This window comes from Prevotella sp. OH937_COT-195 (assembly GCF_003932845.1).
Lineage (GTDB): Bacteria > Bacteroidota > Bacteroidia > Bacteroidales > Bacteroidaceae > Prevotella.
Window position 1 is genome coordinate 28,748 of the sequence record NZ_RQZH01000004.1, and the last position, 26,922, is coordinate 55,669.

The 26,922-nt window shown below is 45.3% G+C and carries 24 protein-coding genes; 14 read left to right on the top strand and 10 right to left on the bottom strand.

All coding sequences use genetic code 11. The annotated features are described in order from the left end of the window. Nucleotides 1-27 precede the first annotated feature (27 nt). The 3 genes from EII32_RS02940 to EII32_RS02950 all read left to right on the top strand — a co-directional run bounded on the left by EII32_RS02940 (nt 28) and on the right by EII32_RS02950 (nt 4,904). The gene (locus EII32_RS02940; RefSeq protein WP_125233966.1) at nt 28-1,809 is read left to right on the top strand and encodes a phosphoethanolamine transferase; all 1,782 of its coding nucleotides are present in this window, start codon (nt 28-30) and stop codon (nt 1,807-1,809) included. A gap of 8 nt (nt 1,810-1,817) precedes the next feature. Next, complete coding sequence (locus EII32_RS02945) at nt 1,818-2,918, top strand: DegT/DnrJ/EryC1/StrS family aminotransferase (protein ID WP_125233967.1); 1,101 nt, start codon at nt 1,818-1,820, stop codon at nt 2,916-2,918. A gap of 204 nt (nt 2,919-3,122) precedes the next feature. Next, on the top strand, nt 3,123-4,904 hold the full coding sequence (locus tag EII32_RS02950) for a hypothetical protein (protein WP_125233968.1): 1,782 nt from the start codon (nt 3,123-3,125) through the stop codon (nt 4,902-4,904). 16 nt (nt 4,905-4,920) lie between these two features. On the opposite strand, the gene EII32_RS02955 is transcribed toward EII32_RS02950, so the two are convergent. The 7 genes from EII32_RS02955 to EII32_RS02985 all read right to left on the bottom strand — a co-directional run bounded on the left by EII32_RS02955 (nt 4,921) and on the right by EII32_RS02985 (nt 10,931). Then, nucleotides 4,921-6,162, bottom strand: a complete 1,242-nt coding sequence (locus tag EII32_RS02955) for a porin family protein (RefSeq protein ID WP_125233969.1) — start codon at nt 6,160-6,162, stop codon at nt 4,921-4,923. Nucleotides 6,163-6,174: 12 nt separating this feature from the next. Further along, entirely contained in the window at nt 6,175-6,756 is a 582-nt protein-coding gene (locus EII32_RS02960) for a lactate utilization protein C (protein ID WP_125233970.1), read from the bottom strand. A gap of 49 nt (nt 6,757-6,805) precedes the next feature. Then, nucleotides 6,806-8,176, bottom strand: coding sequence for a lactate utilization protein B (locus EII32_RS02965; RefSeq protein WP_125233971.1), 1,371 nt, complete (start codon nt 8,174-8,176; stop codon nt 6,806-6,808). Then, nucleotides 8,173-8,910: a (Fe-S)-binding protein gene (locus tag EII32_RS02970; protein ID WP_125233972.1), complete on the bottom strand. Its 738-nt coding sequence runs from the start codon at nt 8,908-8,910 to the stop codon at nt 8,173-8,175. The genes EII32_RS02965 and EII32_RS02970 overlap by 4 nt, the downstream gene beginning before the upstream one ends. A gap of 499 nt (nt 8,911-9,409) precedes the next feature. Then, nucleotides 9,410-9,949, bottom strand: coding sequence for a ClbS/DfsB family four-helix bundle protein (locus EII32_RS02975; protein WP_125233973.1), 540 nt, complete (start codon nt 9,947-9,949; stop codon nt 9,410-9,412). A 20-nt stretch (nt 9,950-9,969) separates the two neighbouring features. Continuing rightward, nucleotides 9,970-10,470: a hypothetical protein gene (locus EII32_RS02980; protein WP_125233974.1), complete on the bottom strand. Its 501-nt coding sequence runs from the start codon at nt 10,468-10,470 to the stop codon at nt 9,970-9,972. Between the two features lie 281 nt (nt 10,471-10,751). Beyond that, nucleotides 10,752-10,931 (bottom strand): hypothetical protein, encoded by a 180-nt coding sequence (locus EII32_RS02985; protein ID WP_125233975.1) that lies wholly within the window; start codon nt 10,929-10,931, stop codon nt 10,752-10,754. Nucleotides 10,932-11,170: 239 nt separating this feature from the next. Here EII32_RS02985 and EII32_RS02990 point away from each other — a divergent pair, with 239 nt between their 5' ends. Continuing rightward, nucleotides 11,171-13,210 carry a DNA topoisomerase 3 gene (locus EII32_RS02990; protein WP_125233976.1) on the top strand — a complete coding sequence of 680 codons (2,040 nt, stop codon included), beginning with the start codon at nt 11,171-11,173 and terminating at the stop codon, nt 13,208-13,210. A gap of 57 nt (nt 13,211-13,267) precedes the next feature. Here the strand turns inward: EII32_RS02990 and EII32_RS02995 are convergent, their stop codons facing one another. Together EII32_RS02995 and EII32_RS03000 are read right to left on the bottom strand one after the other, a co-directional pair. Next, nucleotides 13,268-13,699 (bottom strand): BT0820 family HAD-type phosphatase, encoded by a 432-nt coding sequence (locus EII32_RS02995; protein ID WP_125233977.1) that lies wholly within the window; start codon nt 13,697-13,699, stop codon nt 13,268-13,270. A 28-nt stretch (nt 13,700-13,727) separates the two neighbouring features. Then, nucleotides 13,728-15,113, bottom strand: coding sequence for an exopolysaccharide biosynthesis polyprenyl glycosylphosphotransferase (locus EII32_RS03000; RefSeq protein WP_125233978.1), 1,386 nt, complete (start codon nt 15,111-15,113; stop codon nt 13,728-13,730). Between the two features lie 152 nt (nt 15,114-15,265). Here EII32_RS03000 and mltG point away from each other — a divergent pair, with 152 nt between their 5' ends. Beyond that, entirely contained in the window at nt 15,266-16,291 is a 1,026-nt protein-coding gene (mltG, locus tag EII32_RS03005) for an endolytic transglycosylase MltG (protein ID WP_125233979.1), read from the top strand. Between the two features lie 398 nt (nt 16,292-16,689). After that, nucleotides 16,690-17,499: a hypothetical protein gene (locus tag EII32_RS03010; RefSeq protein WP_199741383.1), complete on the top strand. Its 810-nt coding sequence runs from the start codon at nt 16,690-16,692 to the stop codon at nt 17,497-17,499. An 11-nt stretch (nt 17,500-17,510) separates the two neighbouring features. Here the strand turns inward: EII32_RS03010 and EII32_RS03015 are convergent, their stop codons facing one another. Continuing rightward, entirely contained in the window at nt 17,511-18,299 is a 789-nt protein-coding gene (locus EII32_RS03015) for a DUF5715 family protein (protein WP_199741384.1), read from the bottom strand. A 194-nt stretch (nt 18,300-18,493) separates the two neighbouring features. On the opposite strand from EII32_RS03015, the gene EII32_RS03020 reads away from it, so the two are divergent. The 8 genes from EII32_RS03020 (at nt 18,494) to EII32_RS03055 (ending at nt 26,874) form a co-directional block, all read left to right on the top strand. After that, nucleotides 18,494-19,480 (top strand): PhoH family protein, encoded by a 987-nt coding sequence (locus EII32_RS03020; RefSeq protein WP_125233982.1) that lies wholly within the window; start codon nt 18,494-18,496, stop codon nt 19,478-19,480. 29 nt (nt 19,481-19,509) lie between these two features. Further along, entirely contained in the window at nt 19,510-20,493 is a 984-nt protein-coding gene (locus tag EII32_RS03025; RefSeq protein ID WP_125233983.1) for a phosphoribosylaminoimidazolesuccinocarboxamide synthase, read from the top strand. A 4-nt stretch (nt 20,494-20,497) separates the two neighbouring features. Continuing rightward, nucleotides 20,498-21,232: a bifunctional demethylmenaquinone methyltransferase/2-methoxy-6-polyprenyl-1,4-benzoquinol methylase UbiE gene (gene ubiE, locus EII32_RS03030; protein ID WP_125233984.1), complete on the top strand. Its 735-nt coding sequence runs from the start codon at nt 20,498-20,500 to the stop codon at nt 21,230-21,232. A 54-nt stretch (nt 21,233-21,286) separates the two neighbouring features. Continuing rightward, nucleotides 21,287-22,039: a shikimate dehydrogenase family protein gene (locus EII32_RS03035; RefSeq protein ID WP_125233985.1), complete on the top strand. Its 753-nt coding sequence runs from the start codon at nt 21,287-21,289 to the stop codon at nt 22,037-22,039. Nucleotides 22,040-22,071: 32 nt separating this feature from the next. Further along, on the top strand, nt 22,072-23,274 hold the full coding sequence (locus tag EII32_RS03040; RefSeq protein ID WP_125233986.1) for an AIR synthase-related protein: 1,203 nt from the start codon (nt 22,072-22,074) through the stop codon (nt 23,272-23,274). A 57-nt stretch (nt 23,275-23,331) separates the two neighbouring features. Continuing rightward, nucleotides 23,332-24,444: a peptide chain release factor 1 gene (gene prfA, locus EII32_RS03045; protein ID WP_125233987.1), complete on the top strand. Its 1,113-nt coding sequence runs from the start codon at nt 23,332-23,334 to the stop codon at nt 24,442-24,444. A gap of 36 nt (nt 24,445-24,480) precedes the next feature. Continuing rightward, nucleotides 24,481-25,302 (top strand): orotidine-5'-phosphate decarboxylase, encoded by an 822-nt coding sequence (gene pyrF, locus EII32_RS03050; protein WP_125233988.1) that lies wholly within the window; start codon nt 24,481-24,483, stop codon nt 25,300-25,302. A gap of 351 nt (nt 25,303-25,653) precedes the next feature. Beyond that, entirely contained in the window at nt 25,654-26,874 is a 1,221-nt protein-coding gene (locus EII32_RS03055; RefSeq protein WP_125233989.1) for an HD domain-containing protein, read from the top strand. The last annotated feature ends 48 nt before the right edge of the window (nt 26,875-26,922 follow it).

A 26,922-nucleotide genomic window follows, 5' to 3' on the forward strand; every position in this document is an offset into this window, starting at 1 on the left:
TATTATAAATACAAGACAACAAAGATTGTGTTCGCCCTTGAAAAATTAAAAAACATATCCAAGACACTGCTTAAGCCCGTAATCAAGAATAGCAGGTTCTTTACCGTAACGTACATCGTGGGGCTTATTACCGTGATATTTGTCCTTGACCACGGGAAACGCCACATCAGTGTATTCGAACTGTTGTTCGAAGTTTATCTGTTGTGCGTTGTAATAAACCTGCTCCCGCGACGGCTCGGAAACACAATTAAAGCGATGATTTATTTCCTCGCGTATTCACTGGGGATAACAGACATGTTCGTATATTTACTCCTCGGAGCACCATTCGGACCGGATTTCCTTCGCATCGTGCTGCAAACCAACAGTAGTGAAGCAAGCGAAGCAATATCATCATATCTCACATGGCAATCGTTGCTTTCCCCCATTCTCTTGTTCTTCGCAGTACTCATAATTCACGTTGCATCATATTTTTACAAGAAAAGAATTGTGTTGCCGCAAAACATAAAGAGAACCGTATTGTGGTGTTTCCCGCCACTACTGTTGTTTTCAATGTTAATAGGTTCGCGCAACGAATGGTACATAATAAACAACCTGTTATTGACTCGTTCGGGAAATGACATGGAGAAAAAAGGAATCCTTCCGCATGACGGGGGATTGTACCTGCCCGTTTATCGTTTCATATATTCCGTGCGGGCAATGAACATCGAAGCGCGGCAGATTGACACATTGAAGGAAAATGCGAAAAAAGTAAAGGTGGGGAAATGTGCTTACACCGTCCCCGACATCGTATTCATAATAGGCGAATCGTATAATCGCAGTCACTCTTCGCTATATGGTTATCCGCTGAAAACCACACCGAGACAAGAGGCATTGGCAAAGAGCGGAAACCTGATATGGTTTACCGATGTGATAAGTCCGGACAATTTCACCTCGCAAGTGTTCCGGGTGGCATTTTCTCTATATGCAAACGGCTGTAAGGGAGAGTGGACGGACTATCCTCTCTTCACACAACTTTTCAAACAATCCGGATATAACGTAACGTTCATAACCAACCAATTCATTGTCAATCCCGGCAATGACATACACGACATGTTAGGCGGACAATTCATAAACGACCCTTATTTAAATGATTGTCAGTTCTCCCGTCGCAACAAGAAAAAACACAAGTCAGACCTTGATCTTATTGCAGACTACGACTCGTTGAAGCGTTTTGAGACAAGGCATAACCTTACCATATTCCATTTTATCGGACAACATGCGGCATACGACATACGCTATCCCGCAGAATTTCGCCGGTTCACGGCAAAAGACTACAAGCGCAACGAGCTGAAAGACGAGGACATTGAAAATCTTGCGCACTACGACAACTCCATATATTACAACGACTTCGTGGTCACCGAGATAGTGAAACTCTTTGCCGGACGTGACGCAATAGTAATCTACATGCCGGATCACGGAGAGATTGTTTATGACTACGGTGCGAAATTCGGACATGCAATGGCTGTAAAGAGCAAGGAAGAAATCATTCCGCAGTTTGACATTCCTTTCTGGATTTGGGTTTCACCGATGTTCAAAGAAAGGCACAACGACATATACGAGCGTATTAAAAAAGTACGCAACATGCCTTTTATGACAGACAACATCGACCAAATGCTTATATATCTCGGCGGCATATCGACCGAATATTACCGTCCGACGGACAACCCTCTCGACAATTCATATAACGTCAAGAGAAAGAGAATGATAAAAGACAGTATTGACTACGACGTTATTACCGGGAAAAAGACAAGGTCGCAAACGAAAAAATAATAACAGCAATGATAGAATATTTATCGCTGAAACGCATAACGGCAATGCACGCCGACGAGATACGCGAGACTGTGAGACAAGTAGTTGACAGCGGTTGGTATCTGCAGGGAGAGAGCGTAGAACGCTTCGAGCGAGAATATGCACGGTACATGGGATGCCGGCAATGCATCGGTGTCGGGAACGGTCTCGATGCTCTTACACTCATCATGCGGGCATACATGGAGACGGGAGTTATGAAAGAGGGCGACGAAGTAATTGTTCCGGCAAACACATACATCGCCTCAATACTCGCAATAACGGAGAACCGTCTGAAAGCAGTACTCGTGGAACCGCGCATTGACACGTTCCAGATAGACGATGCACTTATAGAGCAAGCCGTGACACCTCGCACACGAGCCGTGATGATTGTACACTTGTACGGCTGTCCGGCATACACGGAGAGGATAAGGGAGACATGCCAAAAGCACGGGCTGATACTCATTGAAGACTGGGCACAGGCACATGGAATAAACAAGGAACAGGAGGTACGGCCGATAACGGCAGCACACAGTTTCTACCCGGGAAAGAACCTTGGCGCATTGGGCGACGGCGGGGCGGTAACAACCAACGACGACACACTGGCAGAAGTAGTGAGAATGCTTGCCAACTACGGCTCGGCAGAGAAATATTCGTTCAGGTACAAGGGACGCAACAGCCGTCTTGACGAAATACAGGCTGCCGTACTGAGCGTGAAACTGAAATATCTCGACGAGGAAAACATGCGGCGAAGGGAGATTGCGAAATACTACACAGAGAACATTACCAATACCGACATCGTGCTGCCTACACCGGAATATTGCCGGCGCAGCGTCCACCACATCTTCCCGGTATTGTGCCGGCATCGCGACATGCTGCAAAAACAACTGAAAGAACTGGGCGTAACAACGATGATACACTACCCCGTACCGCCGCACAAACAACAATGCTACAACGAATGGAACACAATTAGCCTGCCGATAACGGAGAAAATACATCGGGAAGAACTGAGCCTGCCATGCAATCAGGCAATGACAGACGGCGAAGTGGAACGTGTTGTGGAGATTGTGAACAAGGCGAATGCAGGACGCTGAGACGCAAACGACAAACGGTTAAACAAAATACTTATCTATGAAAGCATACCTGTCGTAAAGCAATATCGCCGAAATTGATGGACAATATCGCTGAAATTGGTAAGCAAAACCGCCGAAATTGCATTAAATCGGGATATTACCGGAAAAACACGGTGGCATGTTAAAGGAAATGATATGGAACAAAATCAAAAAAACTTGAATAAAATGACGGAAACAAACGATATTCCACATTATAACGACGGAGACGGAAACGGTCTGCGGATATTCTCCGTTTACCTTGCCTTTGCTGCCGTATTCTTGTTTATCACGTCACTTCAAGGAATTTCATATTTCGACACGGGGATATACATATCCGGCTACCGGCATTTCAACGATGACCCGTTGACGACATACTACCTCGGACAGTGGTATCTAACATATCATCTGTGCGGCACCGTATGCAATTTTTTCGGCATAGACACTTTGCTCAGCATGCGATTGTTGCGCATAGTCTTGCTGCTTGCATTACAGACAATAATCTACCTTTACCTGCGAAAACTGATAAAGACAAAATATATCATCGCCGGACTCGCAATGACCGTGTTTGCACAATACGGTGCATACAGCGAGATAAACTACAACGACCTTTCAATCTTCATGCTCGTATGTGCAATACTGTTGTACCACAAGGGGTTGCACTCTGACAGGCGACAAATCGCATACATCGCGATGTCCGGATTAGTAATAGGCATTTCGTTTTTTCTCCGACTCGTAAACCTGTCGTTCCTTCTGCTGCCTTTTTACGCAATGGTTATTTCCAAGTATTACGGAATAAAGATTTGTTGGCAGAAACATCTCATGTCGTTCTTTACAGGCATGGCTGCCGGCTGTCTGCTCGTCATTTGCACGGCATGGGTCGATGGCACGTCGGGAGTGTTGCGACTTACCATGACAGACCTCATATCAATAAGCGGAGACGGCAACGACCCGCACAACATGAAATCAATTATAAGATACTACCTTGAAGACATTCTTGGTGAAATGAGGATGGCATTGTTCATGGCTTTCGTTATGTACGGCTTCATATTGGCAGGCAGACAGACAGGCAGAATGTTGCTACATACGGCTTTCTCCATACTTGCCGCAGCAATAATATTAGTAGTCCGGCAAGACGGAATATCGGCAAATGCCACGGTGGGCTTTTGTATTGCCGTCTTCCTGCTCGACATCTATGGCAGGAAGAGCATCAACCTTACCAACCCGTCGCTTGCCGCTCTCATAGGTTTCGGCAGAAGCAACTCTCGGAACGAAGCGGACAAAAAGCCTTCGTCGCTCATCGTCAAGATTTCTTCGCTTACAGCCCTCTCCATGTTCATACCCCTTGTTTTCCCCGCAGGCAGCAACGGTACGAGCCAGTTCTACGGTCAGTGCATGTGTATCCTTGCACTGCCATTGGCTGTTTCGGTAATTTCAAGGGGCAACAAAAAAACGTCGTTCCGGACAGAAACGACGGCTGTGAAATATATAGTTGCATCGATTTGCATAGGTCTTACCGTGACAAACATTTTCCGACCGATGATGGAAGACGGCAACCGCATAGACTGCAGATATACCATAGACAGCAATGCCACGCGCCATTTGTTTACTAACAAGAATAATGCCGACCTGCACAACAAAATGATAAAGGAGGTAAAACCGAGAATACCGCGCGGGAGTCACTTGATATGCAATTTCTCAATAACAATGATTTCGGTGCTCGAATGCAAGCCTTACGGGATATTCACAGACGTTTTCTCCACCCCGCGCATGGCAGAACGTTACCTGCGCACGGCTTACGAACGCGGCTTGCACGGCAAACGGCTGCCTTACCTGCTTGTCGACGAGGAACAGGAAACCGAACGTTTCAGACATGTTCGTGAGGTTCTGTATTCAATATCGCCATACGAGAAAATATGGCACAAGGACAACTATGTGCTGCTAAAGCCGAAAGAAAACTGCGGAAATTGAAAGTAAAACACAACGTTTATTTGTTTCCGATGTTCCATCTCGCTCCGACTTGCAGGTTGAAGTTGAGTTTATTTTCCTTGTAATAGTTCTTCACGTCACTGCCATTGTCAAAATAGTAACGTGTACCCGGCTCTATATAAATGCCGAGATTGGACGTGAGTTTTATCTGTACGCCGAGGGCTGCATTGGCAGAGAACTGTACATCGTCTTTCACTGTCTCTTTCTCAACGCTCTCTATACTGCCGTCATGCTTGACATTGAAATCGGCTTGCGCACCGGCAACACCGTAGAACGACAACCTGCCAAAGTCGAACAGCCTGTACCCCACCCCGACCGGCACTCCCACATAGTGCAATGCCTGTTCGGTCGATTGTCTGTTGCCGCCCATCTCTCTGACAAACGTCGACGACAATTTGCTGTATTGCACTCCCGACTCCACCCACATTCTCGGAGTAATGTCGTACCCGAGCCTTAGTCCGATGGTGAGCGGAGCCTTGTGTTCGGTGTGCTCCTCATGCCCCGCAAGAGAAAGACGCGGCACGAAGAGAGTACCACCGGCCGCATTGTTGCCGCCATTGTCATATCGGTTGAGCATAGACGGATTTGTCAACGCACCATTGTTGTTTTTTACATTAGCAAATGTAATGTTGCTTGCCACGAGGCTTGCCGTGAAATGGTGTCGGAAACGCGGAGTGGGTACGAATGTTTTCGGCATTACGGAAAATTCGGAACCTCGCACCACCTGATGCGTATCATCGTGCCGCACCCGTTCGGTGGAAATATTTTCGGTCAAATCCCGTGGCACGTTAATTTTATCTTCTACCTTTACGAAAAGCATGACCGACTTACCGTCAACCACCTCCGATTTTATCGTATAATTTCTTCCGCCAATACTGAAACTGTGTTCTTTGTTGTTTTTGAAATGTATTTGTGGAGTCGTGGCATCACCAACAACTGCGGTTTGACCACCGTTTTCATTTTCCGAAATGTCGTTTTTCTGCATGATATATTTTGAGCAATCTATGTGGCAGGCTGTCTTCTGGCGATGCCCGGCTTCGCTCCACAACAGCAACAATCCCGCACCACTTGTCAGCAGGAGTGGCACAACCGCAGCAATCCATCTCCGCATCGTCGCCGTTTCAGTCTTACGATTTGCAGGAAAAGACTTTTTAATCCGCAGACAAAGTTTTTCCCGAACCGTAGTTTTGTGTTCCTCCGGTTGCCCCTTTTGTCTTGATGTTGTCTCTTCCTGTTTCATTTAATGCGTTGTTTAATACAGCACCACGGTAACACTGCGTGCAGCCTGCGCTCCCATTACGAGAACCTGTGCTATGTCGGCAGTCTTCGATGGTCCGCTTATAAACACTCCGTATCCGTAGTTGTTGAATTCGATGCGTTTGTATGCCTCGTGCATGTTGTTCACCATCTCTGATTTCTTCAGCAATATGACGAGATTTTCGGAAATGAAATACACCACTTTCTCTTCTGTCTGCTGCGGAACCCATATACAACCATTCTCGGCAACTCCGAACACACCTCTTATCACACCAACGTCTGTATTGTTGAGAGCCTGCGGCGAACCAATTGTGTCAGGGTTGCGTGTGGCAATCGTTATCTCGGGAAGGTTGCTCGCAATCCCTTTCGCATCCGGATATAATTCGCGTATGAGACTGTTTATGTCTTGTCCTTCTGCCAATTCTACCACTTTTCCGCCGACATTCTTGCTCATGGATACGAACTGTTGCAATAGATCCGGATATGTAACACCCTTTATGTCATCAAGATCCGGCATGTCGAATCGTTGCTTTATGTTTGCCCTGTATCGCGACAGGATAATTTCTTTGTTACTCATAAACTTTCAAGTTAATCTTTATATGTTAAAAGTTACAGATTTGCCAATGTCATTTCAGCATTCCGCTTTTGAACATGTCGTGGAAACTTTTTTTCGGGAATGTCATCATCTTGTGTCCCTTCGCCCAAGGGTTAAGACTGCACTCCATGAGGAATGCCGGCACATAATTGGCAACGGGTGCGAATTTCAACGCCGTGTTATACAACCATGTGTTGCCGTACAAGAAACTCATTGCCTTACACATTATCTTCTTCTGATTGTTTGCTGTACCGTATTCGTCGAGATGCTGCCGCCACTTGTATATCTGGTCGCCGAGATCTATCTTTACCGGACATACCGTCTGGCAACTAAGACACAGCGTACATGCCGACACATTGCCCGAATGCAGTTGTTTGTTGCGCAGCATTCCGAGATTGACGCCTACCGGACCCGGTATGAAATAACTGTAACTGTAACCTCCCGAATGGCGATATACCGGACATGTGTTCATGCACGAACCGCACCGTATGCACTTCAGAATTTCCCAATGCTCCGGATCTGCAATCCACTCCGAGCGTCCATTATCCACCAATATGATGTGCATCTTCTCTGCCGTAGGTCGCGCTTTACGGAAATGACTGGTATAGGTTGTAGTGGGCTGCCCCGTCGCGGCACGACAAAGCATTCGCTGGAATACGGCAAGACTGTCGTAGTTTGGCACTATTTTCTCAAGCCCGATGACGGCAATATGCAGTTTGGGACACGATGTACTCATGTCGGCATTGCCCTCGTTTGTACAAACCACGATGTCTCCCGTTTCTGCCACTCCGAAGTTGGCACCGGTCATTCCTGCCTCTGCCGTGAGGAACTCGTTGCGCAGACTTAGTCGTGCCATGTATGTAAGATATGCCGGGTCGTGATTGCCTCGCTCGGTTGCGAGTTTCTCTTCAAAGAGTTCTCCCACGTCATCATGGTTAAGATGTATCGCAGGCATTACGATATGGCTCGGTTTCTGCCCCTTAAGTTGTATTATACGCTCGCCGAGGTCGGTCTCCACCACTTCTATGCCATGCATCTCAAGATATTGATTCATGTCGCATTCTTCCGTGAGCATCGACTTGCTCTTTACCAATTTCCTCACGCGATGTTCACACAGAATGCCGAGGACAATCTCGTTGAAATCGGATGCGTTGCCCGCCCAATGAACGATGCAGCCGTTCTTCTCGGCGTTTTCGGCAAACTGTTCGAGGTATTCGTCAAGATGGGTAACGGTGTGCCTTTTTATCTGCGAAGCCTTCTCGCGCAACTGTTCCCACTCGTCCAAACCCATTGCCATGTTGTCTCTCTTGGTGCGTACCGACCAAAAAGTTGTATCGTGCCATGCGGCATATTTCCTGTTCGCAAGGAACTTGTCTGCTGCCAATGAATGTGATGTACTCATAATCCTGTTGCTAAAATTTCTACTACATGTTTAAACTTGATAGGCATGGCGCGTTTCTTGGATATTCCTGCCATGTGCATCAGGCACGAGCAATCCGGTCCGGTGACATAGGCGGCTCCCGTTTCAATGTGACGCCGTACCTTATCAATACCCATCTGCTCGCTTACCGACGTTTCCTCCACAGAGAACATTCCTCCGAAACCGCAACATTCGTCGGAGCGTTCGGGTTCCACCACCTCTATTCCTTCAACCAACTGCAAAAGGTCTTTTATCTTGTTGAATTTTGGAATGTTCTGTTCCGATGCCGATGAAAGTCCGAGTTCACGCACTCCGTGACACGAGTTGTGCAGACTTACCTTGGCTTTTAATTTGCCGAGAGACTTGTTTACTTTCAATACATCATGCATAAATTCCACAACATCCATTATCTTCCCTGCCGTAAGGCATTCGTGTCGCACTTTCAACAGTCGCGGATAATTAAGTTTTATGAATGCCGTGCAACTCACCGAAGGAGCAACGACATAATCAAATCCTTTGAACATAAGTTCGAATTTCTCTGCCAACGGCACAGCCATCTTCTCGAAGCCGGCATTTGCCATAGGCTGTCCGCAGCATGTTTGGTTTAGCGGATAGGTTACGTCAACGCCAAGATGTTTAAGCAACTTATATGTCGCGACACCCACTTCGGGAAATACGGCATCAACATAACACGGTATAAACAGACCTACTTTCATAATGTATTTTTAAAACCTACTATGTATAAATAAAAAGACTATGTATTATCTATTAAATACTGCAAAGATAATAAAAAAAACGAAAGTTCGAAACATTTTGTATAAAATAACACGTTTCGGGCAAAAAAATGTCATTTTGGTTCACGTTATCGGCTACAAAAAAACTTTATGAGTTACGAAATGTTTTTAGTACCTACGCTTATATGAGAATTTCCTTTCAGTAATGATGCCGCTCGAAGAATTGACTTATTCGTTAAAAATATTATATACCGGTATTTTGAGTCGTAGATAAGACTCGTTATTGTAACAGTAATAACACAAAAAGATATTCCTTAGAGCATTCCGCAAGTTTTAAAAGACAGGTATTTTTATTTTAAAAGGTGACAGATTCCGCTGCCACCTTATTAATAATATGGTCATGGATCTATGCCATATAACCAATGACGGTGAATAACATCATTTTTAATTTGTGTAATTTACCACTTAATACGATTTGGCTTTATTCTTTATAAGTTTTGATATGAAGTTTTATCTTCTTCATCGCCCAATCATAGTGACTTGCAGTAGCCGAGACACAATAAGAGCCGAGCATGGAGGTTCCCGTCCAATCAAATGCACCTTTGGCAAAGAGTTCATCGTTGGAGAATTTTTCTATCAATGACATTACGTCCTTGTGACTTTCTTTCAATTTTGTCATTGCTTCTTCCAAAGGTGTGCTTTGGTGCTTTTTCCAAAGTTCGATGTTCATAGAAGAATAAGTTCTCCAGTTATATGGTTCGGGCAGGAATGGTTTACTCTCACCATCGTTGTTAGCTTTTATCCAATCCAATAACAACTTATGCCATTCGTATAAGTGCACAAGCACGTCGCGCAAGTTTTTGTCCCGGCTCCAATGAATCTCTTTTCCTGCCGATGCCATTTCGTCGGCAAAATTCGCCTTTTGTATTTCCTCTCTCATACCATCTATGAGTTTCCACATTTTGTCGAATTGTCCGTTGGCGGCTGTTACTAAATCAGCCTTTGTTGTTGCACGTGCCATCTTCCTGTTTTTTTGTTAAATTACCTTCTATTAGCTACCACTCTGGCAATGGTTTGCCATTCTTTGTTCTCGTTCATTCGCTCTTTTCTCCATCGGAAAGCAGAAGACGTTATGTCCGAGAACACATACCTCATTTTCTTCGTTGTGTTTTCGGTCAGAATAATATCATTATTCATTTTACAAGCAGTCAGCCGGATTGCCTCGCCCATACAACCGTAGAAAATATCCCATGCCATAGTTTTAGGATTAAAAATGCGGAGCGTAGTCCCGTATTCGGCATCAGGTTGTTTATCTCGCAAGCGTTCGGAACGAGAAGGAACGATAAATAGATCTTGTACAGCCGTTCCATCCAAAACTCGCGAAAATATCCATTCGCCTTTTACTTGTCTTGGTTCCACATCTTCCAAGTGGTCGTTCCACACAATGTCCCATTCGCCAATCAGCCCGCCGAAGTAATCGTATTCTGCGAGTATTTGTTCGTTTCTTGCATTACTGCATAATGCTCTTATAAATTCACTCATTGTATGATATAAATAATTGTATCTATAAAACAAGAACAAATAGCAACGGGTTGTTTGCCATGATGCGATGTTCGTTCCTCATTTTGTTCCATCTAATGAATTCGAAAGATTTATCTCACGATATAGATTTTATATTGATAACGCAAATATATTTCGTTTATTACAAAAAATGTATTACCAATCCGTAGAATACTCTTTTATTCCTTTCCTTGGAATAAAAGTATCCTTGCCGAGAACAACACATGAATTTCAAACCGCATTCAACTTTATTAGTTACCGTTTTACCAATCATCATTTTTAAACCCAAATCGGTCATTAGAACCCTCAACCGATTTTGTTCGATTGTTGAGCAGATGTGCATCCGTTTCATCGAAGGAGTGGCGGGCTGCATCGAGATGTAACGGCTGCGCAGATGGCAGCAAGCGGGCAAAAGCAGTTGGGAAGCGTAACGGCAATGGCAAATCTGAGCAAATGCGGTCTAATGACCGATTTTGGTTAAAGAAACAGCAATGTTTCGGATGGACTTACATGTACGAGGTTGAAATAAGCCCGTCTTTTCGAGTTTTTAAGCCAAATGATTTAAAATTCGAAACCGATTGTATCACAATTCGTTCGCACCATTCTGCCTTTTTTTGAACCTTGCAAGAATGGATTTCGTATAAAAAACATTACCTTTGCATGCGAAAAACGACGAATTGTAATGATTGTTTGTATAGCAGAGAAACCAAGCGTTGCCCGCGACATTGCACGAATAATAGGTGCAACGTCGCAGCGAAAAGGATACATGGAAGGCAATGGTTATCAGGTAACATGGACTTTCGGACACTTGTGCGAACTGAAGATGCCGGACGACTACACGCCGATGTGGAAAGCGTGGAGTCTTGCATCATTGCCCATAATACCGCAACGATTCGGCATAAAACTTATCGGGCAAGACAGCATAAAGCAGCAATTCGCCGTTATACAACAGTTGATGCAGGCGGCCGACGGCATAATAAACTGCGGCGACGCGGGACAGGAAGGAGAACTGATACAACGCTGGGTGATGCAAAAAGCCGGCGCGAAATGTCCCGTAAAGCGTCTTTGGATTTCGTCGATGACCGACGAGGCTATACGCGAAGGCTTCGAGAAACTGAAAGATCAGAAAGAATACCAACAACTATACATGGCCGGACTGTCGCGTGCCATAGGTGACTGGCTGCTCGGGATAAACGCAACACGGCTCTATACTTTGAAATACGGACAAAACCGTCAGGTGTTGAGCATAGGCAGAGTGCAGACTCCCACGCTGGCAATGATTGTAAACCGCCAAAAAGAGATTGACAAATTCAAGCCGGAACCATACTGGGTACTCGCCACGGTATATCGCGACACGCAGTTCACGGCCACGAGCGGCAAGTTCACTTCAAAGGAAGAAGGTGAGAAAGCATTCGAAACCATATCCGAAAAACCATTTGTAGTGACCGATGTGCAGAAAAAGAACGGAACCGAAAGTCCGCGAGCACTCTACGACCTAACATCGTTGCAGGTTGATTTGAATCGGAAATACGGATTCTCGGCGGAGATGTCGCTCAACCTCATACAAAGCCTTTACGAGAAGAAATTCACCACATACCCACGCGTGGATACGCAATATCTCTCAGACGACATATATCCCAAGTGTCCGCAGACGATGAACGGACTGTTTCAGACAACCTTTGCCGGCCGATGTCCGTATGCAGAATTGGTAAAAAAACTCGGAGGCAAACCGCTGAAAAAGTCGAAAAAAGTATTCGACACTTCCAAAGTAACCGACCATCACGCCATAATCCCCACCGGTATTCCGCCGCAAGGACTTACCGATGCCGAACAAAAAGTTTTCGACCTCGTGGCACGCCGTTTCATAGCGGCATTCTATCCCGACTGCAAATTCGCAACGACAACGGTATTGGGGAAAGTGGAAGACACCGAGTTCAAAGTTAACGGAAAATTGATTACCGACCAAGGCTGGCGCGTGGTATATGACGGGCAGAATACCGACAACACACAAGAGCAAACTGCCGGCACACATGTGGAAACGAAAGGAAACCAAAGCGAGGAACGCACATTACCCGACTTTGCCGTGGGAGAGAGCGGAGAGCACACACCTACGCTGACCGAGAAGACCACCACACCGCCAAAACATTACACCGAAGCATCTCTGCTGAGAGCCATGGAAACGGCAGGAAAATTCGTTGATAACGATGAATTGCGCTCGGCAATGAAAGAAAACGGTATCGGCCGACCATCATCGCGTGCGGGAATAATAGAGACATTGTTCAAGCGTAATTACATAAAAAGGGAGAAAAAGAATCTCGTGGCAACGCCAACCGGCATAGAACTTATTGACATAATACACGAGGAACTGCTGAAAAGCCCCGAACTGACAGGTATTTGGGAGAAACGTCTGCGCGACATTGAACATGGCGGAGGTTCGCCGGAAGATTTTATAAACGGATTGAAAGAACAAGTTGCACAGATAGTGAATCAAGTACTCGCCGACAATACCAACCGTCACGTTACCACCGATGCCGCAACAACAGCCACAACAAAGTTGCCGAAAGGCGACAAAACTACGTCAAAAGTTGCCACGAAACGTATTCGAACAGGCATGAAATGCCCTTTGTGCGGCAAGGGAAAAATTATAAAAGGCAAGACGGCATACGGTTGCTCGCGTTGGAACGACCCGCAAGAGCCGTGCCGGTTTCGCAAAACATTCTGAGAAAAACAAAAGATTTTGGGGAACACCCGAGTGTATCATGCCGGCATTATATTGCCGTCAGCCTATCTGCCACCAATGTTTTTTCTTCGGTTTGTCATATTCCGGCACTTGTCCGAGGCGTTCTCGCATAACGTCTTCGAACGATTTGCGGTGTTTTATCATTTGATAAATTGTTCCCCAATCGGGCAATCCTCCTATATTACGGTCGTCGATAAACAGGTCGGCTTTCAGTTTACGGCTGAAATGGTTGTTGTTCTCAACAATTTCTTCGGGATAGTCTTTGTTTATGGCATAAAACTCCACGCCTCTCTCACGACACCATTCGACTGCCTCGTCGAGCAGTTTTCCTTCTCTCACGCTCCATAATATGAGTTTGTGACGATCCTTTATGAGCATTTTCAAAGTCTCCGTAGCGAACGGAATTTCCGCGCCAATTTCCGGATAACGGTGTTCCACCACGGTTCCGTCAAAGTCTATGGCTATTGTCATTATATAAACATTATATCATTATTATCAATCAATACGCCTTTTTGTCCCCCATCAACATGTCCTTTATGGTCTTTAATATAATCTGTATGTCGAGCCAAAAACTCCAATGTTCGATATACCAGATGTCTTTCTCCACCCTTCTTGCCATGTCATCCACCACCTTTGTCTCTCCGCGCTCGCCATTTGTCTGCGCCCAACCCGTAATACCGGGCTTAACATAATGGCGTATCATGTATTCGCCTATCTTTCCCGAATAGTACTCGGTATGTGCAAGCATGTGCGGACGCGGACCAACGATGCTCATGTCGCCCAACAGCACGTTTATGAACTGTGGCAGTTCGTCGATGTTGGTATGACGCATGAAACTTCCCCACTTAGTTACCCGCGGGTCATCCAAAGTTGCCTGCACTTTGTCGCTGTCGGAATTAACTTTCATCGAGCGGAATTTATAACACCAAAAATCTTTGCCGTCATACCCCGTCCGTCTCTGCCTGAAGAATATCGGTCCGGGCATGGTCAACTTGGTTATTGCAGTAACTATGATAAACACCCAAGGGAACATGAGCAAAAGGAACAATAGCGAAAACAGTATGTCGAACACTCTTTTCTTTATTCGTTGCCTTACACTCATCAGCGGCTCATTATACAGAGCCATGACGTATGCATTACCCATCTCCACCAAATAAGTTTTCCGGTATTGGGTGGAATAACTTTTCGGTATATAATACATCCTTATCATTCTGCGGAAACATAGTTTCTGAAGCGGCTTTATTTCATCATCGTCATATACATTTGCCGATATATATATTTCGTCAACATTGTTGTTCTCGAGCCACTCCATGGCATCCTCCGTATTACCCAGCCGATTATACTTGTCGTCTATTTTATCAGAAGAGAAGATACCCAACAGATTGTAGCCGTTCCACGGGTCGAACATAACATCGGTGACACGTTCGACCATATAGCCATAACCTATTATGACTGTGCTAATGCTGGTCTTTCCCATTCCTCTTATTTTCTTAAACAAGTTGCGAGCCAACATTCGCTCAACACCCACAAAGCCGAAAACAACCGCAGCCACAAAGAGTGAACGCCAGAAACCGGGCACCACAAGATGTGCCATACCCAATACCGCGGCATTAACCATGATGAACAACACAGCGGTGCGAGATGTGTTGCGCAACACCGAGACAGGTGTGGAATGACGGTCGTGCAGGGTGATGCCGACAAAAAAAAGAGAAATTAAATATGATATATTGGCGACAAACATGTCAGAAAACACAAGAACATGATTGTCGAAATAAGGCCATATATTAAACATGTAACACAGAAACAAGACTGCATTGAACGTCAACCAGTCTATAATCGTCACGATGCCTGTCAAGATAAAAGACCTATTATTTGGAGACTTCATTTATTCAATCGTTATTTTGCATTTTTCAAATAAATGCTACAAAGTTAAAAAGAAAAAGTGAAAGAAAAAAAAAAAAAGGAAAAAATAACGTTTTTAACATCTGTATTTTGTAATTTTGCACACGAAATAAGCAAATATAAACAACATTCATAATGAAGAAAATCGCATCAAAAACATATTTGATACCCATTTTTATATGCTTGGCAATAGTGGCGGGAGCAGCATATTTCTATCTCTTCGCATCTATTGCGAAAGACGGAAAAGAACACTTTATATACATAGACAAAGACGACAACGCAGACTCGGTGTTTGCAAAACTCGACACAATGACGACAACATCGGGAATGGCAGCATTCTCAATGTTGGCACGCCACAGCGGATACGGGGAGAGAATTATTCCGGGCAGGTATGCCGTGAAGCCGGGAACGGGAGCACTGCAACTGCTTCGAAACATGAGGAACGGAGCACAGGCACCGGTACGCCTCACTATTCCAAGCGTCAGGACTAAAGAAAAACTCGCGGCAATATTGGGAAACAAACTGCAAACAGACTCGCTCGAATTGGCAAAAACACTCGCCGACCCCGCCGTATGCTCACGATACGGACTCGACACAATGACCATTGCATGTCTTTTCATACCAAACACCTACAACGTGTATTGGACAATATCGGCACGCGAACTGCTCGACCGAATGCAGAAAGAAAGCCGGATTTTCTGGAACGAAGACCGACGAAAAAAGACAAAGAACTTGGGATTGACAGAGGTTCAGGTGATAACGCTCGCAAGCATAGTGGATGAGGAGACGGCAAACGATGCCGAGAAGCCCATGGTGGCGCAGATGTATCTCAACAGACTGCGCGCAGACATGCCGCTGCAAGCCGACCCCACCATAAAGTTCGCCTTGAAACAATTCGAACTGAAACGCATATACCACGGACATCTGTCTGTAAACAGTCCGTTCAACACCTACCGAAACAAGGGACTGCCACCCGGACCGATACGCATACCAACAGTTGCCGGAATCGATGCCGTGCTGAATCATGCCGTACACGAATACTTATATATGTGTGCAAAAGAAGATTTAAGCGGTACGCACAACTTTGCCAAAACATACGAAGAGCATCTGCAAAATGCCAAAAAATACTCCGATGCGCTCAACAAACGTGGCATTAAATGACCAATTCAGGCGAAATTAGTTTGTAATTTCGCCTGAATTGCTTTACAAATTCGCCTGTTTTGATTTGCTAATTCGCCTGTTTTACCAATAGTCCCGAATACTTTGGACAAACAATGTTGAGCAGGAGGACGGCATGACTTTCCACTTTTGCCGTACGACAACTGCAACACTACGAAAGGTTTGCACAAAACAAGTCCGATATTTTAAGAAATATAACTCCGGAGAATAATAACCAAGGGGCAAGAATTATTTCTTTTTCTGTGTTTTTTTCATATAAAAACTTGCAAATAGAATTTTGATATAGTATTTTTGCAGACGAAAAACAAATTATTGTCCGCCGAACTACGGGCAAAGGTGTAAGGAGTATATAAAATTAATACAGACATTAAAAAATCATTATGAAAGAAAACGCAAATAAAGCTTTGACACTTAAAACATTAAACAAAAGCAACGTTTGGGACGTTCAGGAAAACGACATCTTCCGCATGCTCGAAGCGGCAGACAAAGATGCCGACCTGAAAGAAAACATGCGCCGCTATACGGATATTATAAAGAGTGCATTCGATATTGAGGAAGTAAAAGTTGACAGACCGGAGACAATCAAGAAATACGAGGCGAGAGGGTTCAAGGTTGCACAGGTATGTGCCAACGAAAACGGGAATGTAAAATGGGCAGTGAAGAAACGCCCCATAATGAGAGTTACCGACTTGACATACGAGAATATCAGACATATATCGGCAGCAAAACTCATAGAGGTTCTCGACAGAAATTTCGGAGGCGGTTGGGAGTCGTTGTCGCAGAGTATTCAGGACATCATACAGCACGGTTTCGACATAAGCACCACCACACTTCCCGCCGACAGACTACACAAGAAAGGCGGCATGTATGAAAAGAAAATTGCCGAAGGTTTCGAGGTTCTCGAAATATCGAAAGGCAGTTGGGTCGAGGCTATTTTCGCAAAAGAGAAACCCAAGGTGAAACATCAACACACCAAATCAGACATCAACGGCAACGAAGACAACATCATTGACAACGAGGATATTGACGATGAGGACGTGGAAATTGTTGATACATACAACCGAATTGACGATGAAGACGAGTATGACGAGGATAAACTGACCGAGGAAAGTTATCGCACAACCATCGAGGAAGACCCCGAGGCATTGTCACTCGAGGCAACAGAAATCGTTGAGGAGGACGACTATTAAAAAAATGCCCGTCATCGCACGGTGATGTGGAAACAACTTTGTTTCACTTCATATTTCACATGGCAACGCCCGTTCAAACGCATGTCACGGAGTACTTCGGACAATACCCATTTCAATTGGTCGTCCCTGACAAGCGTTGAAACGGGCTTGAATCTTGTATAAGATATATCGAAAGTGGTGCCATACATGTGGCAACTGTTCTCCGTGGCATTCTTGTTTTGACGGCGTAGTTTCGCAACGTCTTCCCTCGTCCGGGTGGCACTCGTTACAATAAATTTGTTTAGCGGCAGTCCCTTTATCTGAAGACTGTCGAAAAAAACACGCCCTATATCATTCAGTAGCGATGCGGCATGCGGGACAAGGTATGGAATACTCCGTTTCATCGGGTCAATTTCATAATAAGGATTTGCCCCGATATATACAAGTCCGGCCTTGTCGTTCTCGGCATCCGCGCGACGTTCCACGGGACGAACGCCCCACTTGCGGGCTGAGAGCAACTGTACATCGTTTGAATCGGGAAAAGTCTCCTTGTAATTACGCACGCTCATTATCTTGTGTTTCAGCACATTTCCCGATGCATCGAAGAATTTTGACGTTTTGATTTGCAACGATTCAGACATACGGGGAACGGCATCTGCTGCAGAATTTTCCATTACCGCGGCACTATCACCCACCTCCGTGTGTTGTTCTTTCGCAACAGGTTTGGCAATATCGGGAAACACGCATCGTACAAGGGCAAGCAAAACAACCACCACGCCAAAGCCCTCTATATATCTGTTTTTGGTAATCTTAAATTTCATAAAAGCAGTTTTCAAGGTACAAAGTTAATGGTTTTCCATGACTTTTTATTTCTTTTCAGCCAAAAGTTACATATTTAAGCATAAAATAGAAGGAAAGAAAGCATGGTTTGGAATTATTTTTGTACTTTTGCACATGAGTTTCATACCTTAATTATTTTATTACAATACCAAATACGGTAAATTAAAAATCCAACGTGACAGAGAAGCATATAGTACTCGAAGATATAGATCCGGTGATGTTTTACGGTGTCGGCAACAATCATCTGCAGATGATAAAGGCACTCTTCCCGAAACTGCGTATAACTGCACGAGACAACGTTTTACGCATGCTGGGCGATGAAGAACAGATGGATAACGCCGAGAAAGCCATAGAGACAATGCGAAAGCACGTGTTGCATTACAACTCTATAAGCGAGGAAGATATTCTTGACATCGCAAACGGAAGAAAAACAAAGGACGAATCGGTAAAAGGAGTGGTGGCATACAGCATATCGGGACGGCCGATAAAGGCACGAAGTGAAAATCAACAGAAACTCATAGATGCTTTCGAGAACGACGACATGATTTTCGCAGTAGGTCCGGCAGGAACGGGAAAGACATACCTTAGCATAGCACTCGCCGTAAGAGCGATGAAAGAAAAGCAGGCAAAAAAGATTATACTGTCAAGACCGGCAGTGGAGGCAGGCGAGAAACTCGGCTTCCTGCCCGGAGACATGAAAGACAAAATCGACCCGTATCTGCAACCGTTGTATGATGCACTCGAAGACATGATACCCGCAGTAAAACTGCAGGACATGATGGACAAACACATAATACAGATAGCTCCGCTCGCATTCATGCGCGGAAGAACACTTAGCGATGCCGTGGTAATACTCGACGAGGCACAGAACACCACATCGGCACAGTTGAGAATGTTCCTGACACGCATGGGGTGGAACACGAAGATGATTGTAACCGGCGACATGACACAGATAGACCTGCCGAACGACACACGCAGCGGACTGCGCGAAGCAATGAGAATACTAAAGGGAGTGGAAGGAATATCATTCGTGGAACTGAACAAGAAAGACATCGTTCGCCATAAACTCGTTACGAGGATAGTAAACGCATACGAGGCATACGACAAGGACAAGAAATCGAAAGAAAAAGAAAACATTCCACATACCCACGAAAAAAGTTAATTTGTAAATCGTAAATCATAAACAAGAAGATGAAAGCATTAACAAGCACCGATTTCCATTTCGAAGGACAGAAAAACGTTTATCACGGCAAAGTACGCGATGTATATAACATCAACGATGACTTGCTTGTAATGATTGCAACTGACAGAATTTCGGCATTCGACGTGGTTCTGCCAAAAGGAATACCGTTCAAAGGAGAGGTATTGAACCGTATTGCGGCAAAATTCCTTGACACCACGACAGACATCTGTCCTAATTGGAAACTCGCAACGCCGGATCCTATGGTAACAGTGGGACTGAAATGCGAAGGGTTCCGCGTGGAAATGATAATGCGTTCAATACTCACAGGCTCGGCATGGCGCGAGTACAAGAACGGATGCCGCGAACTATGCGGGGTAAAACTGCCGGAAGGAATGCGCGAGAACGAACGTTTCCCCGAACCGATAATAACCCCAACGACCAAAGCCGACGAAGGACATGACATGAACATATCCAAAGAAGAGATTATCGCTCAGGGACTTGTGTCAAGGGAAGACTATGAGATAATGGAAGATTATACCCGCAAGATTTTTGCACGCGGACAGGAAATAGCCGCAAAACAAGGACTTATTCTCGTCGACACGAAATACGAGTTCGGCAAACGGGACGGCAAAGTGTATCTGATAGACGAAATTCACACACCGGACTCAAGCCGCTATTTCTATGCAGAAGGATACGAGGAAAAACTTGCCAAAGGCGAACCGCAACGACAATTATCGAAAGAGTTTGTGAGACAGTGGCTCATCGAACACGACTTTATGAACGAACCCGGACAAGTCATGCCGGAAATAACCGACGAATTTGCCGATAGCGTGAGCGAACGATACATCGAACTTTACGAACATATTACCGGAGAGAAGTTCAACCGCACGGGAACACAATGCTCATGCAAATGCAGTACTTACGAAGAAAAGGACATAGCGGCACGCATAGAGAAAAATGTAAGAGAATATCTCGCATCGCGCAAACAGTAACGCAGTGTACAGACAGGAAACGATAAAGCCTTACAAAAAAGGCACAGAGAAAACGAAGCAGGTGGAGGAGATGTTCGACAACATCGCCCCGACATACGACACGTTGAACCACCGTCTGTCACTCGACATCGACAAGCTCTGGAGGCGCAAAGCGATAAAGCAACTCGCGCCATTCAAACCGAAACACATACTCGACATTGCAACAGGAACCGGAGACTTTGCCATACTCTCGGCAAAGATGCTCAAACCCGAAACACTGATCGGGGCGGACATATCGGAAGGAATGATGGAGATAGGGAGCAGGAAAGTGGAGAAAGTCTCACTCGGAAATATCATCTCATTCAAAAAAGAAGACTGCCTCAACCTCACTTTCGCCGATGAAACATTCGATGCCGTAACGGCTGCTTTCGGGATAAGGAACTTCCAAGACCTCGACAAAGGACTGGCCGAAATGTGCCGCGTATTGAAGAAAGGAGGACATTTGAGCATCGTGGAATTGTCGCAACCCGTAGTTTTCCCGATGAAACAACTGTTCTGGATATACAGTCACACGATATTACCAATATACGGCAAAATAATTTCAAAAGATTGTAGTGCATACAAATATCTCACTGCAACGATAGAGGCTTTCCCGCAAGGAGAGAGAATGATGGATATATTAAGAAAAGCAGGATTCGAAAAGACGGAGTTCAAAAGACTCACGTTCGGAGCATGCACGCTATATCTGGCTACCAAATGAACCGACGGTTTCACCATATACAGTTAGTATTCACATATAAAACATTATGCACAAATGGACAAATATGGTTTGATAGGCTATCCCTTGGGGCACTCTTTATCAAAGAGTTACTTCAACGAAAAATTCGAGAACGAGAAAATCAATGCACGGTACATCAACTTTGAGATACCTTCCATTGATGACTTGGCGGAAGTGTTGGCAAGAAATCCAGAACTTAAAGGACTCAACGTTACGATACCCTACAAAGAGAAAGTCATTCCTCTTCTTGACAGCATCAGTCCCGAGGCAAAAGTCATCGGGGCTGTAAACGTGATAAGAGTTGAACACAAGGGAAACAGAACCATACTTAAAGGTTTCAACAGCGATGTCATCGGGTTTACCAAGAGCATCGAGCCCATGCTTGAGAGTTTTCATAAAAAAGCACTGATACTCGGCACTGGCGGGTCATCCAAAGCCATAGACTACGGACTTCGCTCGCTTGGACTTGAAACCTTGTTCGTAAGTCGTTTCAACCGTCCCGGCACAATACGTTATGACATGGTAAGTCCGGAGACGATAAAGGAATACAACGTTATCGTTAATTGTACCCCTCGCGGAATGTATCCGCACACATACGAGTGTCCCGACCTGCCATACGAGGCAATGGACGAACACACCATATTATACGACCTGCTTTATAACCCTGACTCCACATTGTTCATGGAGAAAGGCGCGGAGCATAGTGCCACGGTCAAAAACGGACTCGAAATGCTTCTTCTGCAAGCATTCGCATCGTGGGAGTTTTGGAATGGCGGAACAAACAGATAGACTTTCAGTAATAATTCATGCAACAAACAGAAATGGACAAATCGGAAAGATATATGATGCGCGGGGTAAGTGCGGCCAAAGAAGACGTACACAACGCTATTAAAAACATAGACAAGGGAATTTTTCCACTCGCATTTTGCAAGATAATACCGGACATACTCGGAGGAGACCCGGAGTATTGCAACATCATGCACGCCGACGGAGCAGGCACAAAATCGAGCCTTGCATACATGTATTGGAAAGAAACCGGCGACTTGTCTGTATGGAAAGGCATTGCACAAGATGCAATAGTAATGAACACGGACGACCTACTTTGCATAGGTGCCGTGGACAACATACTCGTTTCAAGCACTATCGGACGCAACAAGATGCTCGTGCCGGGAGATGTCATATCGGCAATAATAAACGGAACCGACGAGTTGCTCGCCGAACTTCGTGAAAAAGGAATAGGCATTTATCCAACCGGAGGAGAAACGGCAGACGTGGGCGACCTCGTGCGCACAATAATAGTTGACTCCACCGTGACATGCCGAATGAAACGGAGCGACGTGATAGACAATGCAAACATACGCCCCGGCGATGTAATAGTAGGACTGTCGTCAACGGGGCAGGCTTCATACGAGAAATGCTACAACGGCGGAATGGGCAGCAACGGATTGACATCGGCACGCCACGATGTATTCTCCAAGTACCTTGCAGAGAGATATCCGGAGAGTTACGAACATCTCGTTCCGGAAGAATTGGTATATAGCGGAGGCTGCCGTCTCGACACACAAGTAACCGTTGAATACAAGAAACCTAACTCCGAAAATGTAACGGAGAACGTTACCGCAGGCGAACTCGTACTTTCACCCACAAGGACATACGCCCCGGTAATAAAAAAGACACTCGACGAGATGCGCCATGAAATACACGGAATGGTACATTGCACCGGAGGAGCGCAAACAAAAGTGCTGCACTTTGTGGGCGACAACTGCCGAGTTGTGAAAGACAACATGTTCCCCGTACCACCGCTTTTCCGCCTTATAAAAGAACAGAGCGGCACCGATTGGCAAGAGATGTACAAGGTGTTCAACATGGGGCACCGCATGGAGATATACGTCAAACCGACAGATGCAGACCGAATAATCAAAGTGGCAAATAGTTTCAACATAGACGCACAAGTCATCGGACACATTGAGGAAGGCAGAAAGAGTCTCACGATAAAGAGCGAATTCGGTGAGTTCGACTATTGATGCCAACGTAAACCACCACCATTAGTTAAGAATATTCACCACACTACCATAACGACAATGACAGAAAACAACAACATATTGCAGAAACTCGACGGCCTCGAGGCACGCTACGAGGAAGTTACCACGCTTATTACAGACCCGGCAGTGATTGCCGACAGGCAACGATTCGTGAAACTTACGAAAGAATACAAGGATCTCGGAGACATCATGGACGCACGCAAAAGATACATCGCATGTCTCGAAGGCATAAAGGAAGCAAAGGATATTCTTGCAAATGAGAACGACCCGGAGATGAAAGAAATGGCACGCGAGGAACTCATGATGAACGAGGAATTGCAGCCGAAATTAGAAGAAGAGATAAAAATCGCACTTATACCGAAAGACCCGGAAGACGCGAAGAACGTACAGATGGAAATACGTGCAGGCACAGGAGGCGACGAGGCATGTCTCTTTGCCGGCGACCTCTTTATGATGTACAAGCGTTTCAGCGACTCGAAAGGGTGGCAACTCTCCGTAACCGACTTCAACGAGGGTGCCGTGGGAGGATACAAGGAAATAGACTTTGCCGTATCGGGTGCAGATGTATATGGCACACTGAAATACGAGTCGGGAGTACATCGCGTGCAAAGAGTGCCCGTAACCGAGTCTAACGGACGCATGCAGACATCGGCTGCCACGGTAGCAGTGCTGCCGGAAGCCGACAAGTTCGAGGTAAACATCAACGAGGGCGAGATAAAATGGGACACGTTCAGGAGTTCGGGAGCAGGCGGACAGAACGTGAACAAAGTGGAATCCGGAGTGCGACTGCGCTATATGTGGAAGAATCCGAAAACCGGCGAGACAGAGGAAATCCTAATAGAATGTACCGAAACGCGCGATCAGCCCAAGAACAAAGAACGCGCCCTTTCGCGTCTCTACACTTTCATATACGACAAAGAACACCAGAAATATGTCGATGACATAGCAAGCCGGCGAAAAAGTCTCGTGTCAAGCGGAGACCGAAGTGCAAAGATACGCACCTACAACTTCCCGCAAGGACGTGTTACCGACCACCGCATCGGATTTACCACACACGATTTGCAAGGCTTTCTCGGTGGAAACATACAAGACATGATAGATGCACTTATGGTCGCAGAGAATGCCGAAAGAATGAAGGAGGCAGAACTTTAAACGACAGTACACACACAATACATACTCCCAAAGAAAATGACAAGAAAAGAACTTACAGAACAGATTTTTACTAAAAAATCGTTTTTGTGCGTCGGACTCGACACCGATACCAAGAAGATACCGCAGCACTTGATGGAAGAGGAAGATCCGGTCTTTGCTTTCAACAAGGCCATAATCGATGCCACCGCACCATATTGTGTGGCATACAAGCCCAACCTCGCTTTCTACGAGGCTTCGGGAATAAAGGGAATGATTGCTTTCGAAAAAACCGTGGAATACCTTAAAAAGGATTATCCCGACCATTTCATTATAGCAGATGCCAAACGCGGAGACATTGGCAACACGAGCGCGATGTACGCACGAACATTCTTTGAGGAATACGACATAGACGCACTGACCGTGGCACCATACATGGGAGAAGACAGCATAACGCCATTTCTCGGCTACGAAGACAAATGGGTGATTGTGCTTGCACTGACGAGCAACAAGGGTAGTTTCGATTTCCAACTTACGGAGGGCGGAAACAGAGAAAAACTTTTCGAGAAAGTGCTTCGCAAAACACAAGAATGGGGTAATGAAAACAACATGATGTTCGTAGTAGGAGCAACACAGGGCAGAATGTTCGAAAACGTAAGACGCATTGCACCAAACAGTTTTCTGCTCGTGCCGGGCATCGGTGCACAAGGTGGCTCGCTCGAAGAAGTATGCCGTTTCGGAATGACTGCCGACTGCGGACTGCTTGTCAACTCATCGCGCGGCATAATATATGCCTCTTCCGACAAGGATTTTGCCGAAGCCGCGGCACGCAATGCACGCGAGTTGCAGAAACAGATGGAGGCAGAACTGCTTAAACTTTAACAAACAACATTTTTCGAAACATATTTTCATTCATGGCATAGGGAGTGTCCATAATCAGGTACTAATTATATATTGAATAAATAAATATATAGCTGTTCCTTAAAAGCCCACTTCACCGAAAAGTTATTCCAATCTAACTTTTCGGTGAAGTGGGCTTTTAAAGTGACAACTAATTACACGGAAAACAGGCGGTTTTGCAAACCAAAACCGCCGAAATTACCGACCAAAACCGCCGAGATTGCAAAACAATCTCGGCGGTTTTGATTGTCGGGAGGACATCTTTTTGCATGTTAAAGAGATACAGAAGTCTGAATATTTGGCATTTGAGATATTATTACATATCTTTGCATCATGAATGATTCGAAGATAATAAACGATCCGGTGTTCGGGTTCATAAAGATACCTCGCGGCATAATCCTCTCCATAGTGCAACATCCGCTGATGCAGAGGCTCACGAGGATAAGACAGTTGGGGCTTACCAACGCCGTATATCCTGCCGCACAGCACACCCGTTTTCAACACTCCATCGGAGCCTTCCACCTTATGAGCGAGGCTGTTACGAGCCTCAAACAAAAGGGAATATCAATTTCCGACTCGGAAGCGGAAGCCATCGGGGCGGCAATATTGATGCACGACATAGGACACGGACCGTTCTCGCACGTCCTCGAAAATGCTCTGATTTCCGGTATATCGCACGAGGAAATATCAATAATGATGATGGAACGGATGAACGAAGAAATGAACGGGGAACTTAACCTTACACTGAAAATCTTCAAAGATGACCATCCGAAGCATTTCTTACACCAGTTGATAAGTTCTCAACTCGACATGGATCGTCTCGATTACCTCCGCCGCGACAGTTTCTTCACCGGTGTGAACGAGGGGAGCATCGGCTCGGCACGCATCATCAAAATGCTAAACGTGGTTGATGACCAACTCGTGGTAGATTCGAAAGGCATATACTCGTTAGAAAATTATCTCACCTCGCGCAGACTTATGTACTGGCAGGTGTATCTGCACAAAACCGCCGTGGCGTGCGAGAAAGTGCTCGTAAACACGCTGTTGCGTGCAAAACATCTCGCCATGAACGGCAAAGAGGTGTTCGCCCCGCCGTGTCTGAAATATTTTCTGACGAACGACATCGACGGCGAAATGTTCAGAAACTCGCCCGAAGCACTTTGCAACTACATACTGCTTGACGACAATGATATTTGGAGTGCCATAAAAGTGTGGACTTACAGCGATGACAAAATCCTATCGTTGCTTGCCACAGACATGCTAAACCGCAATATATTCAAGGTAGAAGTGAGCAACGAGCCGGCAAGCGAAGAGCGTATGGAGTCGCTGCGCAAACAAATTGCCAAGGCATACGGTATAGAAATAAAAGATACTTCTTATCTTGTAAGCCTGAATGCCATACAGAAAGACATGTATGATGTTAACGAAGACCGAATTGCGATATTATACAAAGACGGAACGGTAAAAGACATATCAGAATCATCAGAAATACTGAATGTGGAACTTCTTTCCAAAAAAATTCGTAAATATTACTTGTGTTATCAACGTTTTTAAGGAAAAACGATTACCTTTGCAAATATTTATGTACATACTATAATAAAG